This is a genomic window from Rossellomorea sp. QJM3NY_18, assembly GCF_056173145.1.
Map to the genome: position 1 here is coordinate 3,165,113 of NZ_CM149659.1, position 20,254 is coordinate 3,185,366.

Genomic DNA, 20,254 nt, shown 5'->3' on the forward strand with positions numbered 1-20,254 from the left:
CACAATAAAATTTTCTGCATTTTCTCCATAGAGAGAAGACTCTTCAAGAACCCGAAATGGCAAAAACGGATTGCTCATTTCCAAAGCGTTGAATCTTCTTCTCCAACCTCATCCCTACTGATAATAATAGTTTGCAAGACGCCTTATTTTGTGACTGTGTTTCAGCCATGACTTTGTCTAATTCCATGGTATGAATCCCATAATACAATACCTTATTAATTACTTCTCTGCCGATGCCTCTCCCCCAGAATTCAGGTAACAATTGATAGCCGATTTCAGTGTGAATTTTGTCATGATAGGTATCCAGGAAGACCATCCCGACAAATTCCTGAGAGCTTTTATTGAAAATAGTCCAATAATGTTCCTTATTGGGTGAATGGATCATGTCATGAAATCTCTGTTTAAATGATTCTTCATTAACGGTGCCACCTAAATATTTTCGTACCTGCTCGTTGTCGTATAATTTTTTTATATGGTGAGAATCACTTTCCTTTAACCTGTGTAACTCGCATCTTTCTGTGGATAACAATGGCTTCACCCCTTTTTATTATGTAGGCTGATAATTGTTAAGCGATTCAGCTATATCCCATATTGTTATTAGTATCTAATCTTCCGAAAGACTCCCACTCCCAGGTAATATAAGAGACCAATTCCCATAATGATCACCCCATAGACAATAAATCCTAATCCTTCAAATCCTCTGATAAAGACGATACCTATTACAAAGGATATGTAACCTATAGTGGATATGGTTAATGGAATGATGAACCCTCTTTTACTTTTCACGCTGAAGAAATGAATCGAACTCAGAATCAATATTGCTGTCAACACTGACACTGAAATCACTGCATCGCCGTAGTACTGCCACCACATGGGAATTCCCCTTTCGTATTACCTTTCGACGTTTTACTAAGAAAAGATCGGGTCACATATATTCCTCTTTCAGTTCCTGAAGAAGATCATTCAAACGGGACACTATACCAACTATAATTAAGCTTATTCCGAAACCCTATCTTTTCTGCAATTGCAATAGAAGCTTCATTAATCTCCATACAATCCCAATACGGTGTAATCTCATTCTCTAAACAGTCTTGCACAAAGGCATGAGCTCCCTTCTGCGCAAGCTTTTTCCCTTGATGATGGGGTAACGTTTCAATGTCAATTCCATGCACGTTTCCGGCTACAACCCCTGAGAAACAAACGCTTACAATTTCATTTTCATAAACAACCATGTAACCAACACCATGATGTAAGAACTTTTCAAACGATGGCCAAAACTGTAATAGTTTTGAATGTAAAAATTCAATGTTTTGATATGTTATGTATCCGTTGTTTTCTAAAATACTTTTTGTGATTTTAACAGTTTCATATCCTTGATCTAAAAAAGGTTCATGTTTCTGGATATAATGATCCATCTGTAATCCGTACACCTTCTGATTGTACCCTTTCAGATTCTCACCAAATACGTTTTTAATCGTCTTATTCCACTTTGGATGATCTCCTATCGCTTCAAAACCTGTTAAATCCATTCTGTTGGCTTCTGGTTTGATGACTGTATTAAAATGATGGTTCAACTGGCTATTAAAGCCTGCGTTTTCTTCGTTCCCAATAAAGATTAAACCATTATTACTTCCCAGCCATATGAATCCAGAAGTAGGAGACAAAAGATCATCGACAAATACGCGGTCGGAATGCATACCTTCAATGGCGGCTTTGGATTCCAATAGTCCCCTCTGAACTAATAATGGTTTGCATTTATAAAATTCAGTCGGATCAAGCTCTGAAATCATTCGGTTTCATCCTTTCTACTAACTATTTTTATTTGTCAATGTGTCACTCAAATACCGTTCCTTCATCAACCTTCGATGGTGATTTTCATGCCCTGCAATAATGTACGCAATCGCACGGGCTGTCACCTCTGAACCATTTGCGTTCCCACGCTGGCGCAAAGCTTCTTCATCCAGGCTGTTTAGAAGAAGAATGGTGTGTTGGCGGACAAGAGCTTGATGATGTAGAAGGTCCGATAATGAGAACCGATTGAAATTCCCTCTCCTCACATACTCATCATCATTGTATCCAGGCAGCATTCCCTTTTCTCCTCTGGAAATACTTAGAAGGCGGTAGCACATTATTCGCTCCGTGTCGGTTATATGGCCGATGACTTCCTTGATTGTCCATTTTCCCGGAGCATACTGATATTCTGCCGTTTCCTCACTTAAGTCTTTTAACAGTTTCTTGGTTTCCTTTTGCTGATCTTCGAGAATCTGGAGCAGATCTCCATCCGGGACATTGTTTACATACTCTTTATAATACGGGGGATATTCGTTTGTTTCTGGCTTCTTCAACATACCTTCATCTCCCTTTTTCAACTAAGCAACTTTGACCTAAGATCTTTTAAATAGATCCCTTTTCTTCATGTACTCGATCGCCTTGGTTTTATTCTTTTGTTTAGTAACATATTCTGCTTCGTTTTTATCTCTAAAAAAGGCGTTGAATCTTTCTTCTGAAAGAGTGCCTTCTTGGATGGCTCTTAGAACCGCACAGTCTTCCTCGGTTAAATGAGTGCAGTTCGAATACTTACACGCCCGGGATAAATCTAGAATATCTTCATATCCCTCTTCTACTTTGAATTCGGAATCAACGAATTCTCTGACCATTTTATTCTTTTTCATCCCCTGCCTCCTCTACAATTCAGATAAACACAACTCAATATTCCGACGAAGAGAAATCAACTCTTCACGTGAACTTATCTTTACGTAGAAGCTTTTTAAAAATGTCTTACAGTTCGCTTCTAAAAACCAATAATTCTCTTCCTCTACTTGTTCTTTCCTACGTTTCAGTTCGGCAGGCATCCCTTTTAGTAAGTGCTCTATTTCCACTAGGTCCAATCCCTTTTCTAACATGGCGAGTATCGGAGTGATCATTCTCTCATCTTCACCATGTACATAGACACTGTCAGATACAAGGATTTTCTCCCAAAGTGGAGGCAGCATCTCGAAAAGATCTTTCTGATCAATTTTTTTATTGAGAATCAATTCGTCAAACGCGTCTGCCACATGAGCTATACTATGTGCCCAGCCTTTCACAGGGACAAATCCCCTCAGGTCATTTTCCGAATTGATGTAGTTGATTAAGTGATCTTTTGTTTTATAGACAGCGTCACTGGGGAGAAAATCATCCTCATTATCCTTGTATAAAATAACGGCGATGACAAGTGAGCTAAACGCCCTTGTAAACACGGTATCCGTGCCATTTTCACCTATCCCTTTGAATAACATATCGTCACTTAAACAGTAATCCAATAAACCACTCAATAATTCATGCTCCAACTGGTTGTCTATGGCTAACTGACAAAAGGTGCTGTAAATCAATTTGTCCCTAAGCTCACTATCCGTAGATCCGATAAAATGAATCATGGATGTCACAAGACGAGCATGATTCTCTACGTCCCATGATTTTTGCCCGCTCTTATATTCTTGTAAGTATTTTTTCAGTTCATGTTCTTCCATTACCAACTCCGTCGATCGAAAATCCACCATCTACAATTCCTCCTATTGATGTTCATTCAATTGTTCTTTTTTCGAATAAAAAAGGGACTATCAATATACGATAGTCCCCACTTACTAATAAGATTAAGAAATCTCAGGATAAACTATATGCGATAAGAAGGTTTGGATATCGTAATGTAATTGTTCTTGTATGAAGTTTCATAGAACGCACGATTTGCAACCTCCTTCACTAAACAATTTCTTTCCTATTTAATTATAACAAACTGGATTATTTTAGCAATTAGAGATTTGAATTTTCAAAATATCTCATCCTGAATCCATATTTTTAAATGAGCTATAACAAATTCTCATTATTCCCTTCCCAGTTTCTCTAAAAAGGACTTACCCTGTTTTGGATAAGCCCTTTCCATTTGAAATGATTCACTTCTTATTAATCAAAAACCAGCTTCAAATAGTCGGCGTGACCTCTTATTAGTTCAACTTCTTCATCGGATGATACCCAAAAGAATTGAAAGGTAAGTCCTTCTTCTTCTCCTCCACCTGTTGGGTTATACTCCCACTCATCAGCCATTTCATTACAAACGATCTTATAGAAATACCTATTGTGCATAGCGCCGTCATCATTTTTCCAATAGTCAGATGCTATCAATTTTTCCATTTCAAATGTTTGAATTCCAGTTTCCTCTTTAACTTCTCTTATTACTGCGGTGTATGTGTCTTCATCTTCTTTTACTGTGCCTTTAGGTATCTGGATACCTGCGTCAGGAATATTCTTGTGTTGAAATACCAATACTTGCGGCCTTCCATCTCTTACTCTAGTGATGTAGGCGTATGCTTTTTTTATTGGGGGCATCGATTCACGCTCCATTGTTTTCTGTGACAGATTGTTCTCACCTATTTTTCGAATAAATTGAGGAAATGCTTTTTTAAGTGACCGAATGTGGTCACTTCCCTTTTTGATAAAACCGTCGCACCTTCGCACGATTCCCACAATCCGCCATGGAACACCAGCGGCGACTTTTATTCCGGCTCGTATCGAAAAATAACCATCCGCAAGGGTCTCCCTCACACTGTTTGACCCTCTCCAACTCATTTTTTGAAACGAGTAAATCGACAGCTGATTGGAGAATCGGAGGCAGCATGGCGTCTAGGTTCTTCTTTGTTTGTTTGAATTTTAAAATGAATTGCTCCTCATCTTGGATGACTTGTAAAGATCGATAAAAGTGGCTCACTGATTCATTAAAGCGTGTCAGATCCTGCTTGTTGGGCGAGGTTTTCTTTGAAATGCTCTTGAACATTCGATACATCACTTCACGCAATTCGGTTGCCTGGTTCAGGACTTCTTCTGCTTTTGAGGGGTTTTTCTCTGCTTCACCAAGTAGCTCTTGTGCCTGTTGACCAGTCAAAACTTCAGCATGGACCGACCAGTCGACCAATTTGGCGTAACTCGTAAACCATTCCCGCCTTTTCTCCGTACTTTCCCGCCAGCTGACGGTATTGATGAAATCCATACACAGTCGTTCTCCGACCATCATATAAGGGTTTATTTCCGACATAATCATGACTCCTTTACTTTAACCATCATAATACATATTGACAGTTAGAAACAACCAGAGTAAACTTATAACCAGCTAAATTGTTTTAGGTAGTTAAATACAATTTCAGGAGGTACTATAATGGAGAATCCGATGTTGACAGCTGTTAATACGTTGTTGAAGGAAACATTTGAAGGACCTGAAGGAAACGGAAGCTGGTACACAGAATCGAAGCCTGGAAGTGGTTTATTCGGAACACTCGAAGGATTATCGGCAACAGACGCGTCGTTACCGGTCAACGGAACGACAATCGCCGCCCAAACCGATCACACCCGCTATTATGTATGGGTGGCAAGATCCTATTTGAATGGAGAAGAACCCGTCAAAGACTGGGAAGCATCCTGGAAAATTACGAGCGTAGACACCATCACATGGACACAATTCACCTCTGAACTTCAACAAGAATACTCCAAACTGCTTACAACGATTGATTCACTTGACTCCTTAGATGAACAGACAGTAACGGGTCTGCTCGGGGTGATCGCCCACTCCGCGTACCATCTTGGTTCGATACGACAGATGATTAAAGCGATTAAAGTTCCGAGCAAGCCATAAATCTAAAATGAGCTTCTGGCCACTATTTTGAATTGAAGGACTCGCCGTATTTGGCGAGTCTCTTTATTAGAGGAATACATAATAAGCGGAATTTTTCCGGTTACATTTAAGATGTAACATGTTTTTGGGTTAAATAAGCGGAGGTTTTCCGCTTATGCACTGAAAAATCGCCCATCATTGGAACTATTGGAGTAAATAGGCGGAATTCTTTCAATCATTTTTAATAGAAATCTCTAATTAAGCGGAATTTTTCCGTCTATTTATCAGCTCTGGCGCTTAACCTGTTCTCCTTCATATTCCGTAAAACTGTCTTTCATATGAATAAAGGAGAAGCTGAACTGACCTTTGGCTTTTTATGCTAATCCTCTTTATTATGTACCCCTAAAAATTCTTCTAAATTTGGAGATTGATTATACTTAACTGAAGCTTGTTTATCCTTTTTCAGAATGGCCTTTGTTAGATCAATCTCATTTATGCTCGCAATGGCTACTGCGTAATGTATAACATCCACTAACTCTTTTTCTAATGAAGTATTCCCTGTATTTTCTTTTCGACCTTCTAACTGATTTAGTACTTCTGCTACCTCTCCTATTTCTTCTACTAGCTTCATAAACAAAGCAGATGAAGTGCGTTCCTCTTTGTATTTTAGTGCTAAGTAGCTCTGTAACTCCTGGAATGTTAGTAGAGTCATATGAATCCTCACATTTCTTATTAAAATAATTTTTCAATTTCGCATGAATGCCACCGTAGAAAATAATTGATTTCATAGTTTTCTAATCACATATCACCCCACTTCCTAATATTTCAAATTCTACTAACCTGCTCCGATATTAAGCATAGATAATGATTAAACTCATTACTTCTCTAACAATCCTTTTCGAGATAACGAAATGAATACCTGCTTCTTCATACACTTCTTTTAAAAAATACTACTTAAGATAACTTCTATATTCCCCGCTGTTGCTATGTACCATTCCTCTTGTAACCCTTTATTTTTGTTGTTTCATTTTTCCCATTTAATAGAAACCATCCTTCCATAGGTTTAGGCAAGGAAGATTAAAGGAATTACCCTTAACAACTTTATTAATCTTGCTAAGGTTTTTCGTACCAAATTTATCTTTAGGAGGCACACGATGAAATATACAGGGATAGGTTTAGTTATTCTTGCTGCTATATGTTGGGGCATTAGTGGTGGGATTGCCGATATTTTAATGGATAAGGGGTGGGATCCCATTGTGATTTCACTCTACCGAGGGGCTGTTGGGTTTATATGTTTTTTCGTGTGGTTTCTCCTTCGCTTTAGACAAAACCGAGGCATCACTACTCGTATTTGGATATGGTCTTTTTTAGCGGGTGTTGGCGTTGCTGGGAACTTCACTTTTTATTTTCTAAGTATCCAAGCCTCAAGCGTTGCCATTGCCGCTACTTTAATGTACACCGCACCTATATTCGTCCTATTAATCTCCTTTTTATTACGATTAGAACATTCTACTTGGTTTAAATGGTGTTGCATTACCGGTGTTCTTGTGGGGATTATCCTCCTTACAGGTGCCTACAATACTGAATCGATTTCAGTGAGTTTTGTAGGAATGGCAGCTGGGCTTGCCGCTGGACTATCCTATGCTTTGTTTATATTCGGGTTTAAAAATGCGTCTTCACTCGGAAAACCACCCACCACGTTAACCATTGCTTTTTTTTCATTTTGTCTCATCCTTTTCTTCTTTACGGACAAAGGTGAAGCAGCAGCTGTATTGGGGTCAAGGGATTTAGGGTTGTTCTTGCTATTAGGGCTCCTGGGTGCTGGACTGTCATTTTTATTGTATGTGATTGGAATTCGAAGGACTACACCTGCAAATGCTTCAATGGTTGCTATGGTAGAGCCGGTGACAGCATCATTATTTGGAGTTCTGGTAATCGGAGACCACTTGAACACGATTCAAATTTTGGGAATGGCGGTCATCCTGGTGACGATCACCATACTTAGCGTGAAGCAGTCCAACTGAGAAAGATTATTTTCTCTAACTAATTGAAATGATCGATATCATGTAATTTCGTTCCCAGTAAAAAATTAGTTACCCAAGGAAAAAGGAAGTGAGTGTATATCCCCCTGCCTCCTTTTTTCTTGGGTCTATGATCGTAATTTAACTATTTTTAATACTAATGTCTCAACGCACGATAAATCGAATAATCTACTTCACCCGATATATCCTCCAGCCCATTTTCACACAATTCCAAAGCCATTAAGTTCTCATCAGAAGGCGGGAGGTTTTTCTCAGACGCATAGATTCCGAATTCAGTTGATGTCCTAAATCCAAAACGTTGATAGTACCGAGCATCTCCTTCAACAATGATTCCTTTGAAGCCCATTTCAGCAGCTAATGTGATACCTTCCTCTAACATAAACGTGCCAACGCCCTGTTGTTGTTTATTTATTGCTACTGAAACGGGGGATAACATCAAGATTTCATGTTCATGTCTATGACTAATTGGAAGTTTGGAAAGGATAAAGTGACCGATGATCCTTCCTTCTTCTTCAACGACCAGCTCAAGCTGCGGAATATAATAGTGTTTTTCCCGGATCTCCTTCACCAAGGCTTTTTCAATGACTCCATCTGAAAAAGTGGTGTTACTGAATATCTCATATACAAAATCTTCAATAAAACGATATTCTTCTTTTTTTACGGGTCTTATCTTCATTCATATACCTCCAAAGGTAAGTTCTACATACTCAATCTAATAGCGATCGTCCTTCCTAAACGCTTATATCCTAAGGACTGGGCAATGGAAACGGATGGGGTATTGGATTCAAGCGTTTGATAGTGCATAGTCCCACCACTGTTTAATCCTCGTTTTGTGAGGGCATTTACAACTGTTTTCGCATGGCCATTCCCTCTATGAGCAGGATGGGTAATAATCCCGACACTCAGAAATCCTGATTCTCCTTTTCTCCAAGAACCTGCTGCCACTACTTTCCCATTAAGGATCTTCAATAAGATAGGCCTCTTCTGCTCATCAATGGAACTGTGCTGCCATTCGATTTCTGAGCATGATTCACGCAAATCCCCCAATAACGTTCTGTGGTGCTCACTCTTGTATTCGACCACGGATGAAGAAGATGGTTGAAGGAGTGAGTCATTCTCTACATACCCTTGAAATGCCGGACCGATGCTTTTCGCATATTTTCCATTTATTGATTGACCTAGCCATTCACCATCAAATACTACGGCAGGTCTTAAATTCCTTACCGCTTCGCCCATCACTGGTACGTATTTTGATGGTGCAGATATGATACTGGAGATTCCATTGGAGAAAGCGTAAATACCGTTATACCCATCTAAACTCTTGGAATGCTGCAACACCTTCACATTAGGAACAAGTAGGTCTGAATAGTCACATCCAAGAAACTCAGCCCAATTGGCATACACTCGATATGTCATATCTTTCTTAACCATCTATTTTCTCCCTTCCATCCTTACTCAGTAAATTCGAGAAAACTCAGTTTCCTGAATGATTACTGTTCACTTCTTTCGTACTGCTCGTGATAAACATCGAAGCATCCTTTTTCATGAACATACGCTTTCCGTGATGAAATGTCTTAATTTCAGTAGAAGTAAATCCTACTTCAGAGAGTATGTCTTTCAACTCTTCATGAACAAATCCGTTGTGAACCTTTGGGTGGTTGATTTCTTCGTTTTTGTCAAAGTCCACGATGATCAGTTTGCCACCGTCATTAAGGATCGTGCACATTTCTTGTAAAATCTTTCGGGTATCTGGGATGTGGAGAAGGACGAGCGACATGAGGATAATGTCTGCTTTCACATCAGGTGTTCCCTGTGTAAAATCGGAATGAAGGACATCTGCGTTGGGGATTGCTCTTTGGGTGATCTTTGCTTTCGCCACTTCTAACATCTGCTCCGATGAATCGATTAACAAAACCGATTCGACCATATCGGCAAGAACCAAACCAACAAGCCCTGTACCGCTCCCATAATCGATTAAGGATTTAGATTGACTGTCTTGCAGTTCTTTTTTCACTTCCTTCACGACAATCCGAGCAAGTTCTTTTCGTTCATCTGTATCGTATCGCTTGGCCATTTCTTCAAAAACGTTCTGTTCCATCGGTCACGCTCCTATTTAAGATTCTTTGTCGTCATTATATCAAAAGTCAGTGTTGGGGATTGATTTTTGGTACACTACATATAGTTCATTTTTAGAGAATGGAGGTGATTGTCATGAAACAATTCACTCCGGAAGAACAGGAGCAATCGATTGAAGCGTTTCGTTCGGTCATCCGTAAATCGGAAAATGCTCTTGCTCGCATGAAACCAGGCACACCGCAGACAAACTTGCTTGAGAAACGATTGAAAGCAGCAAGGATTGGCGAAGACGTTCTTCATGCACGGTTGGAAGGTAAGGAGCTGGTTGTCAGCAAAGATGAGTTATTAGCAGCAAAAGAGGTGCTGGAAGGCTTGCTGTTGATGCTTCCTTCTTTTCTTGAGAAGACAAAGCCCGGGAGTGGGCAGCGGACCTATATTGAGAGGAGGATAAAGGCGTTTCAGATAGCTATTTCTTATTTGGATGATGAGGGCAACTAAGAGAGCTGGCATGCCGGCTCTTCATTTCCTTACTCCTCTAAACTACATTTGGATGCATTCTTTACACAAGCCATAACCGTATCTCCAAACGATCGTACATCGGATAAGTAATCATAACCCTCAGGAGAGCCAAAGCTATTAAACATACGAACTGCCACAATATCCTCTTCCGGAATAACTAATAGGGTTACATTTGTAAATCCAAGTATTTGGTAGGATCCTTTAGGGACTTGATGATCAATCTCTGTCTTTTTGGCAGGTAAATCTTTAACGAACCATAAGAAACCATTTTGAGGTAAGTCTTTATGTAGTGTGGAAGGACTTTGAAAAGAGGTGGCCATATCTATTATTTCTCTCGGAACAATTTGCTTTCCATTCACTTTTCCTTTCTTCAAATGAAGATACCCCCAGTAAGCGAGCTCCCTGGTCGATACATACATATTCATTTTGTCCCCTTCAGTGCTTTCACTGGTCTTCCAGTCTTCATCCCCTTTATAACGCAACACGACATCAACCAACTTTTCGTGCTTCTGTGAATACCAATCCGATTCGGTAAACCCTAAAGGGGTAAAGACACTTTCATGAATGATGGCTGCAACTGATTTACCTGTTGTTCGTTTGACAATCTGAGTCAATGCCTCGATCCCAATTTGTTTATAAGACCAGCTTGAACCTGGAGTAAACTCCCGAATGTCTTCATTTGCTTCTTGAGTTAATCCATGTGTATGAGTAAGTAAATGTCTTATCGTGGTGCCTTTCCAAATGTCCTCATCAAGTTCAGGCAAATAGGATAAAACCGGATCATCTATGCTGTTTATGCAGCCATAGTACACTGCATAAGAAACCGCAAAACCGATATAGCTTTTTCTAACTGAAGCCACGTGAAACTGAGTATCAGCCTGAATTGTTCTAGCGTTTTCTTTCCCTGACTGCTTCCCTATGTACTGCTCGAACACAATAGAATTTTGATGAATGATAAGAGTGGAGGCTCCTGAGCAGATGACCTTGTTAAAAGTTGCTTTTACGTGGTCAAATACCGGTGTGAAAATTGGATTGTCTTTGCGATCAAGGATCAAGCCGCGGCCAACTGTACCTTCTACAAGCGGCATGTTTCGTACTTTCTTACTAGAATCTGGCATAGACTCACCCCCTACTCATAAAATTCCATATAAGGTTTAGCTTCCTTATAATAATCTATTCGATCTTGCAAGGTGCCACTATGAAACTCAAATGTATGACCATCAGGATCAGTGAAATAAATTGATTTCTTATCACGACTATCTCTCTTTCGACCTGGCAAAATGTTTACATTCAAATCAGTTAACTCTTTATACGCCTGTTCAAAATCTTCTTCTTCGATAGAAAAGGCTATGTGAGTATAAGAATGTGAGATCTCATTCCTCGGGATATCCTTTTCCTCATTCAGGGCAAGCCAATGGCCATGAAGATCAAAGTAGGCTGTGGTTTTCCCTTTTACGAGTAACTTTGCATTGAACACCTGCTGGTAAAAGCGGATGGATTTTTCCAAGTCTGAAACAGAGAAGAGAAAATGATTAAGTCCTTTAATTTTCATGAGATTCACCTCTACTTCGTTTTATTAATCTTTCACTCAACTCAATACCAATTATTTCAAATTAGAGCGACTTTCTCAAGAAAAATTCGTAAACAAAATAGGCATTCATCCTTTTGTGGATAAGCCCCCACCAACCTTTAACCTTTTACTTCATAATCTTTTCTCATTCCTTCTCCCCCCGAAAAACATTTATATTTATTAAACGTTCTTTTTGCTGGGTACTTTCACAATTTTTTTGTTTTTTACAAATTAAAAAAGGGAACCTCTGTGAAGGTCCCCTTACTTATTTATATTTTGTATCGTTATTCCCTTATCCTGCCCGAAGAACAGCTACCTAATCTTCTGCGATAGCCCACGTATACTCAATATTTTTAGACTATTTTGTTCTCTATGCCACTTAGGATTCTCTTTATATTCTGTCGATGAAGAAGGATTATTGACACGCTTATTAGTAGCGAAAGTGCTATGATAACTTTATCTTCAAATAGTAGACTATAAATAAATAATGCTATACTTGCCAACATTGAACTTAGGGATACATACTTAGTAAATAACAAAGTTAGTACAAACCCTACAAAACCAACCAAAACACCTACAGGCGTCAAAAATAAAAAAACACCAGTTGCTGTCGCAACAGCTTTTCCACCTTTAAAATTAGCAAATACCGAAAATATGTGTCCTAATATAGCTAATAAGCCACAAACAATTGGGTCAATCGCAGAACTAAGGATTAGTGGAAGTAAACAAGCAAGTGTACCTTTTAATATATCAGCAATTGCAACAATGACTCCTGCTTTTATGCCTAACACTCTATAAGCATTCGTTGCCCCAAGATTTCCACTACCGAATCCGCGAATATCTTTCTTATAAAATACTTTACCGATTATTAAAGCAAATGAAATGGAGCCTATTAAGTAACTTAAAATCAGAGTTAGAATGTTCAAATTAAGTATTATCTCCTCACTTAGTTTGTTATTTTAAGTATTTCTATTTGTTGTATATTATTTCCTGTTATCCTTTTTGAGTTAAACTGTCTGATAATTGAAGTTGGATAATAGCCTGAGATCAATAAGCAAAACCCCCTTTACTTGAATAAGGCTTGAACCTTTAAAGCAACTTCTTTAGGTTTGACATCAATAGACGATAATTTATTTAAATTAACCCACATAGGCAAATATGTACCTCTATCTCTATTTTCATCTATGTACTCTTCGCCTTGTCCAGTTCCGAATTTCCCATCAATTATTTCAGATAGGAAAAAGTATTGGGTTCCGTTGATTTCAACCTCTGCAATGCAGTTATTCACCTTCACTTCTACACCCAATTCTTCCAACGCTTCTCTTTTCGCCCCATCTACTGGTGCTTCTCCATTTTCTATTCCACCACCGGGAAAAACATAATATACATTTTCCTCTCTAATTCTTTTAATTAGTGCAACCCTATTGTTTTTTACAATTACTACCGAAGCTCTATCTCGCAATCCCATCATCCCTTAGTCAATAAAGTCTTATTAAAGTTTTTAGCTTAATAATTTAACATTAAGGGGGCGGCAGCTTGTTTAGCAAATGCCCCCTTTGTTGAGGACCCACACTTTCTTTAAAGCTTCATTAACTGCCCAACTTTGATGTTCATGAAATAATCATCGTAGTTAATAGTGCTTTTACTTTTAGACATCTGATTTTAAGAAGAGTTTGAATTCATAATTTCTAATTCAATCTTCCATTTATTAATTTTGTTAGTTTCAAAATTAATCATGTCAAACACCTTTTATTGAATAAACGTAATAGACAAAAACAAATAATGAAATGAATTATATAGTTACTTTTTTGAATGAGTAACAAAATTTTTCGTAACCCATTTTAGTTTCATAAAATCTGTGTGCTTCTTCGCGAATTAAGCCTGATTCTAACGCGACGATCCCACACCCGTTTTGAATAGCATATTGGTGTATATATGAAAGTAATTGTTCACCGTATCCTTTGGAACGTTGTGAAAATTGAGTAACCAAGTCATAAACAAAAACATGCTTTCCATAATAAAAGTTGGTTCGAATTGCTATTCCTGTTACTGCAACAGCTTTTTCATTAACATATATCGCAAACAGCTTATATCCTTCTTCTCTCATACTTTGGAGAAGTTCAAGATATGTGCTTTTGTTCAGATCGGTTCTTAATTCGTTTAATACCGGAAATGCTTCAAGCCATTCTTTCTCTTCTGTTAATTCTTTTATCATTCCATTCACTCCAAATTCATATTTTTCATCTCAAATATTAATTCTTTCTTCCAAAAAATAAGGTTAAAAGCTTCAGCCATCTTTTTTAAAAATCCAGGCAATGATGCACCACTATCAATATAGTACAACTCCGTAATAATAAGAATGCAGAGTGCCAGCAAGACAGAAATAACAAGAACCGCTGACCACAGTTTGCTTTCTTTATATTTTATATTTCTATGCTTCTTCTTTCTGTATAAACCCTGCGCTATTCGAAGCCGCTGATTTTTATCTTGTTTGGCGGAATTCATAGTATTTATCCCCTTCCGACAACGATTAGGATATCACGATTTTCAAGCCTTCTTTTTCATTCTGGAAATCAATTTATGAGAACCTAATACATATAAAAACATGATGATGAAAGGATTTATCATTGGGAAAATCTCTACCCCATCCTCTTTTACATGTACAACGTACAAGGATGAGATGTCGTAGTTTTCTGCAAGGGAAGCCAGTAGGATAAAGCCAACGTAGAATCCAATAAAGGATAAAAGGTAAGCTCAAATCATTAACACCTCCTGTTTGTCCGCTGAATGGTGAAAAGGAGATCAATTAGATAATCCCCCTGTTGTGCATTAATATATTATTCTTCATTTTTACTTATGACCCATTTAACAGCAGTTAAAAGATTTTTAGCAACATAATCCGGTTCAATATCTGCCCAGTTTTCCCTGTATTGATTTAGAGAACCATGTCCCCATCCCGTAAGCACTAAAACCTTCATGGCTCCAACAGAATGAGCTGCCAACATATCTGTTGAACCAACGTCACCGATAAATACAGTTTTGGTTAAATCCAGCTTATATTTTTGTGATGCTTCTAAAAGCAATCCTGGTCTTGGCTTATGACAATGGCAGTCATCATCTGAACGATGAGGACAAATAAAGGCATCATCAAATCCATATGATTGAAATTCCTTATAGAAATCATCGAGAGTAGCTTCACCCTTGCTAATTCTATGTTGATTCGTACAGGCAAAGGTTTTAATAGAATGATCCTTTAACATTTGTAATGCAGCTCGACTGAACGAATATGTGGAGAAATCTTTCGGATGAATAAAGTGTCCCGTACCACCAATCGTTCCATCACGGTCAATGAAAACGGCTTCAATGTTCATGTAACGGTTCCCCTTCCCCATATACTCCTGTGTGTATTATCATTTAATATTCGAATACCATTCGCTAATCTTTAAATAACTAGTTGCTGCTTATCCTCCAAACGGCAATGGTTGAGTTCCATCCACATCTGTAAAATCATATAATTTTGCTAGATCAGCCACCATCAAGGCGTCGCCTGAAAACCTCGATACCGTTGGGTCTGTTGCTAATGCCACTACGGCACGGCCTACATATGCTGTCGTTTCCATTGCTCCATCTTCCGGTCCAAATCCTGAATCGGTCACTCTTTCAGTCCTCATCCAGCCTGGACAAACCGCAACGGCTGAAACATTGAAGTCCTTTAATTCCTTTGCCATCCCCAATGTCATCCGATTGATGGCATTCATTGCTAAATCATAATATAAATTACCAGATATCTTGTCTTTAATAAAAAATGTGACATTTACAATCAACCCTCTTTGGTGTTGCTGCATCAAGGGGACAGCGTAGCGACTGGTCAGTAAATAAGCTTGCGGTCCAGCAACCATCATTGCGTCCCAATGTTCTTGTGGACGTTCCCAAAAATGTCTTCCTTCTCCTGAAGGTAGAGAACTTTCGGAACCACCAAATACACTATTAACTAGGATATCAATCCGGCCATGTTCCCTTTCGATTCGCTCAAACAGATTTCTCACATCATTGTCATTTGTATGGTCGCATCGTACGGCGATACCTTTCCCTCCACGTGAAGTGACACCATCGGCCGTGTCCTCAATCGTTTCGGGGCGATCATCGGTTGTAGCTCCCCTTACACTTCGCCCCGTCACATACACCGTCGCTCCTGCACTGCCCAGTTCCAAGGCAATCCCTCTACCAGCTCCACGGGATGCACCTGTGACAACAGCAATTTTTCCTTGTAGTGGTTTCATAATTTGCTAGCTCCCTTACCTACTTTTTAGATACAGAAAAATAGTAGTTCATTCCGTGATATTCCAGTCATTTCAAAACTTCCCACTCTTCATAAACCTCTGCGTTCAACCCCAACTCATTGGTTTTCAAACACTCAAAAGCTTTCATCACTAAAGGGGAAGCGTTTTCCCGAGATACCTCATGCTCGGATACCCACACAGCTCCTAGTGAGTCTTGTCCTTCAAACTGTTCCGGTATGCCTATTTCTCCACCGGTCTTTCTCACAGAGTAATAAACGGCAATATGATGAACATTCGTAAAATCTCTCCACACTGAGGGAAACTTGAAATCAATAACCCCGATTTGTTTCTCAATTTCAATCTCTATACCTGTTTCTTCTAGAAACTCTCTCCTCATCGCTTCTGCTAAACTCTCACCTTCTTCCAAACTTCCTCCAGGTAAGTCAAACCGATTAATATAAGGGCCACCATTTTTATGTATAACTAAGAGTTTTCCATCTTCTATATAGATGCCATATACTCCAAAAGCTCTATGATACTTTTTATCTGACATACTTATTTGTCCTCCTAAAGAAGTGTTTGTTCTGACATTTCCATTGATATCCCTGCATCTTATCCAAACACCTGAGCAGCAATTCCAAATAATTCATCATTCCTCGGCGGCATCTTCGTGGAATGTAACATCATAATGGGTGGATTACTCACGTTTACAAAGCTGCATTGCTCTAATACTTCCATAAATGCTTCCTGGCCTGATGGTATATCGATCCTTAACTTGCCTTGGTGTCCACTGGCCAGTTTATCTAAAATAATAGATGCTATCTGAGCATCATGTGCTACCACTGGTCCTATGATGAGATTGACCGGTCCTTTTATGGATATACCAAAACCTATCATGCCCCCATTTTTATCTTTCACTACTACAGACTGTTCTGACTGCGCTATTCTATTTTTCAAAAAATGACTTCTCTTATCACCAAAAGCCGCTTCATCCAGCTTCACCATTTCATGAAAATAGCTTTCATGAAATGATTCAATTGTAATTGAACTGTTAGCGAAATTTGAAGTTGAGTAGGTGTCGCAAATATACTTATGCACCCGATCAACTGATTTGAATCCCATTCTTTCATAAAGAGGTTTCCCGTCTTCAGTCGAAATCAACATGATTGATGTATCACCTGAAAGAGAATCGCTACATTGTTGAGTCGCTTCCTTCCCTAATCCAAATCCTCTATATTCCTTATTGACTATGACCATTCCAATGGAGGCGAGCCTCGCTTCATAAGAGATAATGGCTGCACTTGACACAATGGTCCCCTGAGCGTTTTTATGACCGAAAACGCTCCCCGCTGACATCACCGTACCAATTTCGTGTTTATCATAGTCCCACCCAACTGATTCAGAAAGCTCAATCAAACCTGGAATGTCTCCTTCGTCAAACCGGACTAAAGTTAACGTTGATTTGTTGCTTGTATTCATCTATTTTTCTCCTTTATCTATTCCATTTTGAGAGTGGTAATCTCTTTCACCACCAGCTGTCCATTAACGTAATATCCATTATTTTCAATATTAACATAATTATGCTAGTTAAAGTGTTGAGTCAAGGGTATTTAAAGCGATGTACAACTCGGGATACCTTACATCTATTAAACTGATATCATTTGGAAGTAGAGGTTACAATATAATTACGTACAGAAAAGGCAGCCTTGTATGTGTAGGCTGCCTTTTCCATATTCCTCTTCTGAAAGTAAATAAAAGATTTCGGATTACTTGATTGCTGAACCCCTACGGCTTAATTATCGAACCATCCGGCTTTCCAACCACAAACTCCTTTAAGGTATATGATGATATCAATTCATCATCTAATTCAGTAACGGATACCTTAAGATCACCTTGAGCGACCATATTTTCTAATTCATCTTGATCAACCTCTTTAGTTAGCGCAAAAGTTTTCCCTATACAAAATGATCTTCCATCTGGTGGTAGGATTGAAATGTCTTCTTCACTCCCATTCATCAGATTTCGACTATCAATCGAAACGTTAGATTCTTTTTCAACTATAGACTTTAACTCACTGGTTACTTCAAACGTCACTAAAAACGGTTCATTTGATTGTTCTTCCTGTTGATTTTCTAAGCATACCCTGGGTGCTAATACATTTTGACTATCAGAATAAGCTACATACGATTCCTTTTCGAGGATCGTTATCCGTTCATTGTCCACCATGTCATTGCTACAACCAAATAATAAAAGGATGCATAAAACACACACTACCTTCTTCAAATCATCCCTCTTGTCTGCGTTTTATTTTCACTCATTACTTCGTTAACCAGGCTGAGCTTTTTATTGCCCCAAACCGGTTAAGAGAATTTTCACGAATTTCTGATCCAATCATCTATTTAAATGATTCTGCTATTGCCATCATTGTTTCTTTGTTCACTTCTGTCTCTAATCCAATCGTTTGATATTCTAAAATGTAATGATAATCGCCATCTGTCCAATGTACAGATGGACCAGTCAGATCGTTTACAGCATAGAAACCTTCATTTCCGTTTATCTTCACTTCTTCTTGATTTTCCAATTTTCCATCGTAAGTTACTGGAGATGAATGGACGACCAAATTAAATATTTCACCATTTTCACCCGTTAGTTGTATCTCGTGTCTAGCCGATTCATGCGGAGGTTTCACAATCTCATATTCTGTAATATCCACCGGAAGCTCAGTCGGTAATTTAGGTTCAATTCCCTCGCTTTCTAAATCACTTGCCAGTTCGTTATGATCATATGTCACGAAACTCTTACCATTACCGAACTCGCTACAGCCTATTAAAAGTAATGACGCTGCGATTATCAAAAAGAAGAATTTTCTCATAATGTTCCTCCTCATGGGTTGAATTAACCTCTCCAGTCATCATCCTCACGATCGTTAACTTTACCATCAAGTATATCATCTACAGGAGTATAAGCATTATTAGGGAGCTTCTTTCTCCTAACAGCTTTTATCAAAATAAACACAGGTATAGCAATATAAACAACAAAAGCAAATCCACTCATTAATAGTTCTTGTATTCTATTTATTGTTTCCATCTAATTACCTCCCATTAAGAACGACAAGGTACAATGCGTGACGGAGAAGATAAGCTGAAATTATGTAACTTAATACCAATTATTCCAAAATCGCGCAGCTTACTCAAGAAAAACTTAGATAAAAAGGGCTTATCCTCCCAGGATAAGCCCCTTTCCATCTATTGCTCTTTCAACACCGAATACTTCCGATAAGCCTTATAATAGCTCCCAGCCAATAAAGCCACCATAAAAGCAGGAAACAGTTTCAACAGAACAAAGGGAGTTTCAAAGATAAACGCTTTCCAAAATAGATCATTCTCCATACTCCAAAGACCTTCATGATATAATCCCGGCTCCCTGTAGTACCTAAATGAATAAATCAGAAACATCATACCGAACCAAAAGGAATAGCGCATGATTCGTTTGTAATAATGACGCTTTGACTCTCGATCAGAGAAGATTTCATTTTGATCATCACTTTCTTTCTGCCAATACTGTATTCTACTTAGCCAGTACCCTTTCAGATAGCTCCAACCGAAATCCTCATAGATCCCTTTGTATTCCTCCAACTTCTTCTTGGATAGATTATCCTGATAGTCCAGGCGCATCACATATCTCTTGTCGGTTTTTTCGAAGGTATACACGCCCAGTCCACTGATGTTAGTGCAGCGATAACCTTGTTGCAATTGCTCGTTCAGCCAACGTTCTTCCTTTTCAATACTGATGAACCAATTAAACTTCTTCATTCGCTTCACTTCCTTCATACAAGGATAAAATATGCACGAGCCTTTCTTGCTCCATTTTCAAAATGGCGCTACCTTCTGAAGTGATACTGTAAATTTTTCTCCTGCCTGAATGTCCGACAGGTTCGATCCAACCATGTTTACTTAGGTTCTCAATCGCACCGTATAATGTACCCGCCGCTAACATAACGGTCCCATTACTCATTTCTTCAATCTTCTGCATGGCGGCATAACCGTGAAGTGGCTTACGGAGAGCTAATAAAATGTAATGCATCGTTTCTGATAATGGCAATAATTTATGTTTCATGTTCTCACCCTTT

The 20,254-nt window shown here is 38.7% G+C and carries 30 protein-coding genes; 3 read left to right on the top strand and 27 right to left on the bottom strand.

What is annotated here, in order from left to right:
* Positions 1 to 43: 43 nt before the first annotated feature.
* The 8 genes from AC0VXY_RS16315 to AC0VXY_RS16350 form a co-directional block, all read right to left on the bottom strand.
* Positions 44 to 529 (bottom strand): GNAT family N-acetyltransferase, encoded by a 486-nt coding sequence (locus AC0VXY_RS16315; protein WP_475525866.1) that lies wholly within the window; start codon positions 527 to 529, stop codon positions 44 to 46.
* A 68-nt stretch (positions 530 to 597) separates the two neighbouring features.
* The gene (locus AC0VXY_RS16320) at positions 598 to 873 is read right to left on the bottom strand and encodes a hypothetical protein (protein WP_475525867.1); all 276 of its coding nucleotides are present in this window, start codon (positions 871 to 873) and stop codon (positions 598 to 600) included.
* An 86-nt stretch (positions 874 to 959) separates the two neighbouring features.
* Positions 960 to 1,790 (bottom strand): GNAT family N-acetyltransferase, encoded by an 831-nt coding sequence (locus AC0VXY_RS16325; RefSeq protein WP_475525868.1) that lies wholly within the window; start codon positions 1,788 to 1,790, stop codon positions 960 to 962.
* A gap of 18 nt (positions 1,791 to 1,808) precedes the next feature.
* On the bottom strand, positions 1,809 to 2,348 hold the full coding sequence (locus AC0VXY_RS16330) for a DinB family protein (RefSeq protein ID WP_475525869.1): 540 nt from the start codon (positions 2,346 to 2,348) through the stop codon (positions 1,809 to 1,811).
* Between the two features lie 36 nt (positions 2,349 to 2,384).
* Entirely contained in the window at positions 2,385 to 2,672 is a 288-nt protein-coding gene (locus AC0VXY_RS16335) for a hypothetical protein (RefSeq protein WP_475525870.1), read from the bottom strand.
* A gap of 12 nt (positions 2,673 to 2,684) precedes the next feature.
* Positions 2,685 to 3,539, bottom strand: a complete 855-nt coding sequence (locus AC0VXY_RS16340; protein WP_475525871.1) for a DUF2785 domain-containing protein — start codon at positions 3,537 to 3,539, stop codon at positions 2,685 to 2,687.
* A gap of 400 nt (positions 3,540 to 3,939) precedes the next feature.
* Positions 3,940 to 4,377, bottom strand: coding sequence for an NUDIX hydrolase (locus tag AC0VXY_RS16345; protein ID WP_475525872.1), 438 nt, complete (start codon positions 4,375 to 4,377; stop codon positions 3,940 to 3,942).
* A 76-nt stretch (positions 4,378 to 4,453) separates the two neighbouring features.
* Positions 4,454 to 5,065, bottom strand: a complete 612-nt coding sequence (locus AC0VXY_RS16350) for a CGNR zinc finger domain-containing protein (protein ID WP_475525873.1) — start codon at positions 5,063 to 5,065, stop codon at positions 4,454 to 4,456.
* Between the two features lie 120 nt (positions 5,066 to 5,185).
* On the opposite strand from AC0VXY_RS16350, the gene AC0VXY_RS16355 reads away from it, so the two are divergent.
* Positions 5,186 to 5,659 (top strand): hypothetical protein, encoded by a 474-nt coding sequence (locus AC0VXY_RS16355; RefSeq protein ID WP_475525874.1) that lies wholly within the window; start codon positions 5,186 to 5,188, stop codon positions 5,657 to 5,659.
* A 358-nt stretch (positions 5,660 to 6,017) separates the two neighbouring features.
* Here the strand turns inward: AC0VXY_RS16355 and AC0VXY_RS16360 are convergent, their stop codons facing one another.
* Entirely contained in the window at positions 6,018 to 6,350 is a 333-nt protein-coding gene (locus AC0VXY_RS16360) for a MazG nucleotide pyrophosphohydrolase domain-containing protein (RefSeq protein ID WP_475525875.1), read from the bottom strand.
* Between the two features lie 442 nt (positions 6,351 to 6,792).
* Between AC0VXY_RS16360 and AC0VXY_RS16365 the strand changes: the two genes are divergently transcribed.
* The gene (locus AC0VXY_RS16365) at positions 6,793 to 7,662 is read left to right on the top strand and encodes a DMT family transporter (RefSeq protein WP_475525876.1); all 870 of its coding nucleotides are present in this window, start codon (positions 6,793 to 6,795) and stop codon (positions 7,660 to 7,662) included.
* Between the two features lie 154 nt (positions 7,663 to 7,816).
* Here the strand turns inward: AC0VXY_RS16365 and AC0VXY_RS16370 are convergent, their stop codons facing one another.
* From AC0VXY_RS16370 to AC0VXY_RS16380, 3 genes are read right to left on the bottom strand one after another with little or no spacing between them, the layout of a single operon-like run.
* On the bottom strand, positions 7,817 to 8,356 hold the full coding sequence (locus AC0VXY_RS16370; protein ID WP_475525877.1) for a GNAT family N-acetyltransferase: 540 nt from the start codon (positions 8,354 to 8,356) through the stop codon (positions 7,817 to 7,819).
* Between the two features lie 23 nt (positions 8,357 to 8,379).
* Positions 8,380 to 9,111 carry a GNAT family N-acetyltransferase gene (locus AC0VXY_RS16375; RefSeq protein WP_475525878.1) on the bottom strand — a complete coding sequence of 244 codons (732 nt, stop codon included), beginning with the start codon at positions 9,109 to 9,111 and terminating at the stop codon, positions 8,380 to 8,382.
* 43 nt (positions 9,112 to 9,154) lie between these two features.
* Positions 9,155 to 9,778: a class I SAM-dependent methyltransferase gene (locus AC0VXY_RS16380; RefSeq protein ID WP_475525879.1), complete on the bottom strand. Its 624-nt coding sequence runs from the start codon at positions 9,776 to 9,778 to the stop codon at positions 9,155 to 9,157.
* A gap of 113 nt (positions 9,779 to 9,891) precedes the next feature.
* On the opposite strand from AC0VXY_RS16380, the gene AC0VXY_RS16385 reads away from it, so the two are divergent.
* Complete coding sequence (locus AC0VXY_RS16385; protein WP_475525880.1) at positions 9,892 to 10,254, top strand: hypothetical protein; 363 nt, start codon at positions 9,892 to 9,894, stop codon at positions 10,252 to 10,254.
* A 29-nt stretch (positions 10,255 to 10,283) separates the two neighbouring features.
* Here the strand turns inward: AC0VXY_RS16385 and AC0VXY_RS16390 are convergent, their stop codons facing one another.
* The 15 genes from AC0VXY_RS16390 to AC0VXY_RS16460 form a co-directional block, all read right to left on the bottom strand.
* Positions 10,284 to 11,393: a serine hydrolase domain-containing protein gene (locus AC0VXY_RS16390; protein ID WP_475525881.1), complete on the bottom strand. Its 1,110-nt coding sequence runs from the start codon at positions 11,391 to 11,393 to the stop codon at positions 10,284 to 10,286.
* Between the two features lie 11 nt (positions 11,394 to 11,404).
* Entirely contained in the window at positions 11,405 to 11,827 is a 423-nt protein-coding gene (gene fosM / locus AC0VXY_RS16395) for a FosM family fosfomycin resistance protein (protein ID WP_475525882.1), read from the bottom strand.
* A gap of 371 nt (positions 11,828 to 12,198) precedes the next feature.
* Complete coding sequence (gene plsY, locus AC0VXY_RS16400) at positions 12,199 to 12,771, bottom strand: glycerol-3-phosphate 1-O-acyltransferase PlsY (protein WP_475525883.1); 573 nt, start codon at positions 12,769 to 12,771, stop codon at positions 12,199 to 12,201.
* Between the two features lie 140 nt (positions 12,772 to 12,911).
* A complete protein-coding gene (locus AC0VXY_RS16405) occupies positions 12,912 to 13,307 on the bottom strand; it encodes an NUDIX hydrolase (protein WP_475527884.1) in 396 nt (131 codons plus the stop codon).
* Between the two features lie 330 nt (positions 13,308 to 13,637).
* Positions 13,638 to 14,060: a GNAT family N-acetyltransferase gene (locus AC0VXY_RS16410; protein ID WP_475525884.1), complete on the bottom strand. Its 423-nt coding sequence runs from the start codon at positions 14,058 to 14,060 to the stop codon at positions 13,638 to 13,640.
* 5 nt (positions 14,061 to 14,065) lie between these two features.
* The gene (locus AC0VXY_RS16415) at positions 14,066 to 14,350 is read right to left on the bottom strand and encodes a hypothetical protein (RefSeq protein WP_475525885.1); all 285 of its coding nucleotides are present in this window, start codon (positions 14,348 to 14,350) and stop codon (positions 14,066 to 14,068) included.
* A 332-nt stretch (positions 14,351 to 14,682) separates the two neighbouring features.
* Positions 14,683 to 15,216 carry an HAD-IIIA family hydrolase gene (locus AC0VXY_RS16420; RefSeq protein WP_475525886.1) on the bottom strand — a complete coding sequence of 178 codons (534 nt, stop codon included), beginning with the start codon at positions 15,214 to 15,216 and terminating at the stop codon, positions 14,683 to 14,685.
* Positions 15,217 to 15,306: 90 nt separating this feature from the next.
* Positions 15,307 to 16,125: an SDR family NAD(P)-dependent oxidoreductase gene (locus tag AC0VXY_RS16425; RefSeq protein ID WP_475525887.1), complete on the bottom strand. Its 819-nt coding sequence runs from the start codon at positions 16,123 to 16,125 to the stop codon at positions 15,307 to 15,309.
* A gap of 67 nt (positions 16,126 to 16,192) precedes the next feature.
* Complete coding sequence (locus AC0VXY_RS16430) at positions 16,193 to 16,678, bottom strand: NUDIX hydrolase (protein ID WP_435989804.1); 486 nt, start codon at positions 16,676 to 16,678, stop codon at positions 16,193 to 16,195.
* A 59-nt stretch (positions 16,679 to 16,737) separates the two neighbouring features.
* Positions 16,738 to 17,604, bottom strand: a complete 867-nt coding sequence (locus AC0VXY_RS16435) for a GNAT family N-acetyltransferase (RefSeq protein WP_475525888.1) — start codon at positions 17,602 to 17,604, stop codon at positions 16,738 to 16,740.
* Between the two features lie 306 nt (positions 17,605 to 17,910).
* Entirely contained in the window at positions 17,911 to 18,408 is a 498-nt protein-coding gene (locus AC0VXY_RS16440) for a hypothetical protein (RefSeq protein WP_475525889.1), read from the bottom strand.
* Positions 18,409 to 18,520: 112 nt separating this feature from the next.
* On the bottom strand, positions 18,521 to 18,997 hold the full coding sequence (locus AC0VXY_RS16445; RefSeq protein WP_475525890.1) for a hypothetical protein: 477 nt from the start codon (positions 18,995 to 18,997) through the stop codon (positions 18,521 to 18,523).
* Between the two features lie 23 nt (positions 18,998 to 19,020).
* On the bottom strand, positions 19,021 to 19,212 hold the full coding sequence (locus AC0VXY_RS16450; RefSeq protein ID WP_475525891.1) for a hypothetical protein: 192 nt from the start codon (positions 19,210 to 19,212) through the stop codon (positions 19,021 to 19,023).
* Positions 19,213 to 19,370: 158 nt separating this feature from the next.
* Positions 19,371 to 19,937: a DUF2812 domain-containing protein gene (locus AC0VXY_RS16455; RefSeq protein ID WP_475525892.1), complete on the bottom strand. Its 567-nt coding sequence runs from the start codon at positions 19,935 to 19,937 to the stop codon at positions 19,371 to 19,373.
* A complete protein-coding gene (locus AC0VXY_RS16460; RefSeq protein ID WP_475525893.1) occupies positions 19,924 to 20,241 on the bottom strand; it encodes a PadR family transcriptional regulator in 318 nt (105 codons plus the stop codon). Before AC0VXY_RS16460 ends, AC0VXY_RS16455 begins: the two co-directional genes overlap by 14 nt.
* Between the last annotated feature and the right edge of the window lie 13 nt (positions 20,242 to 20,254).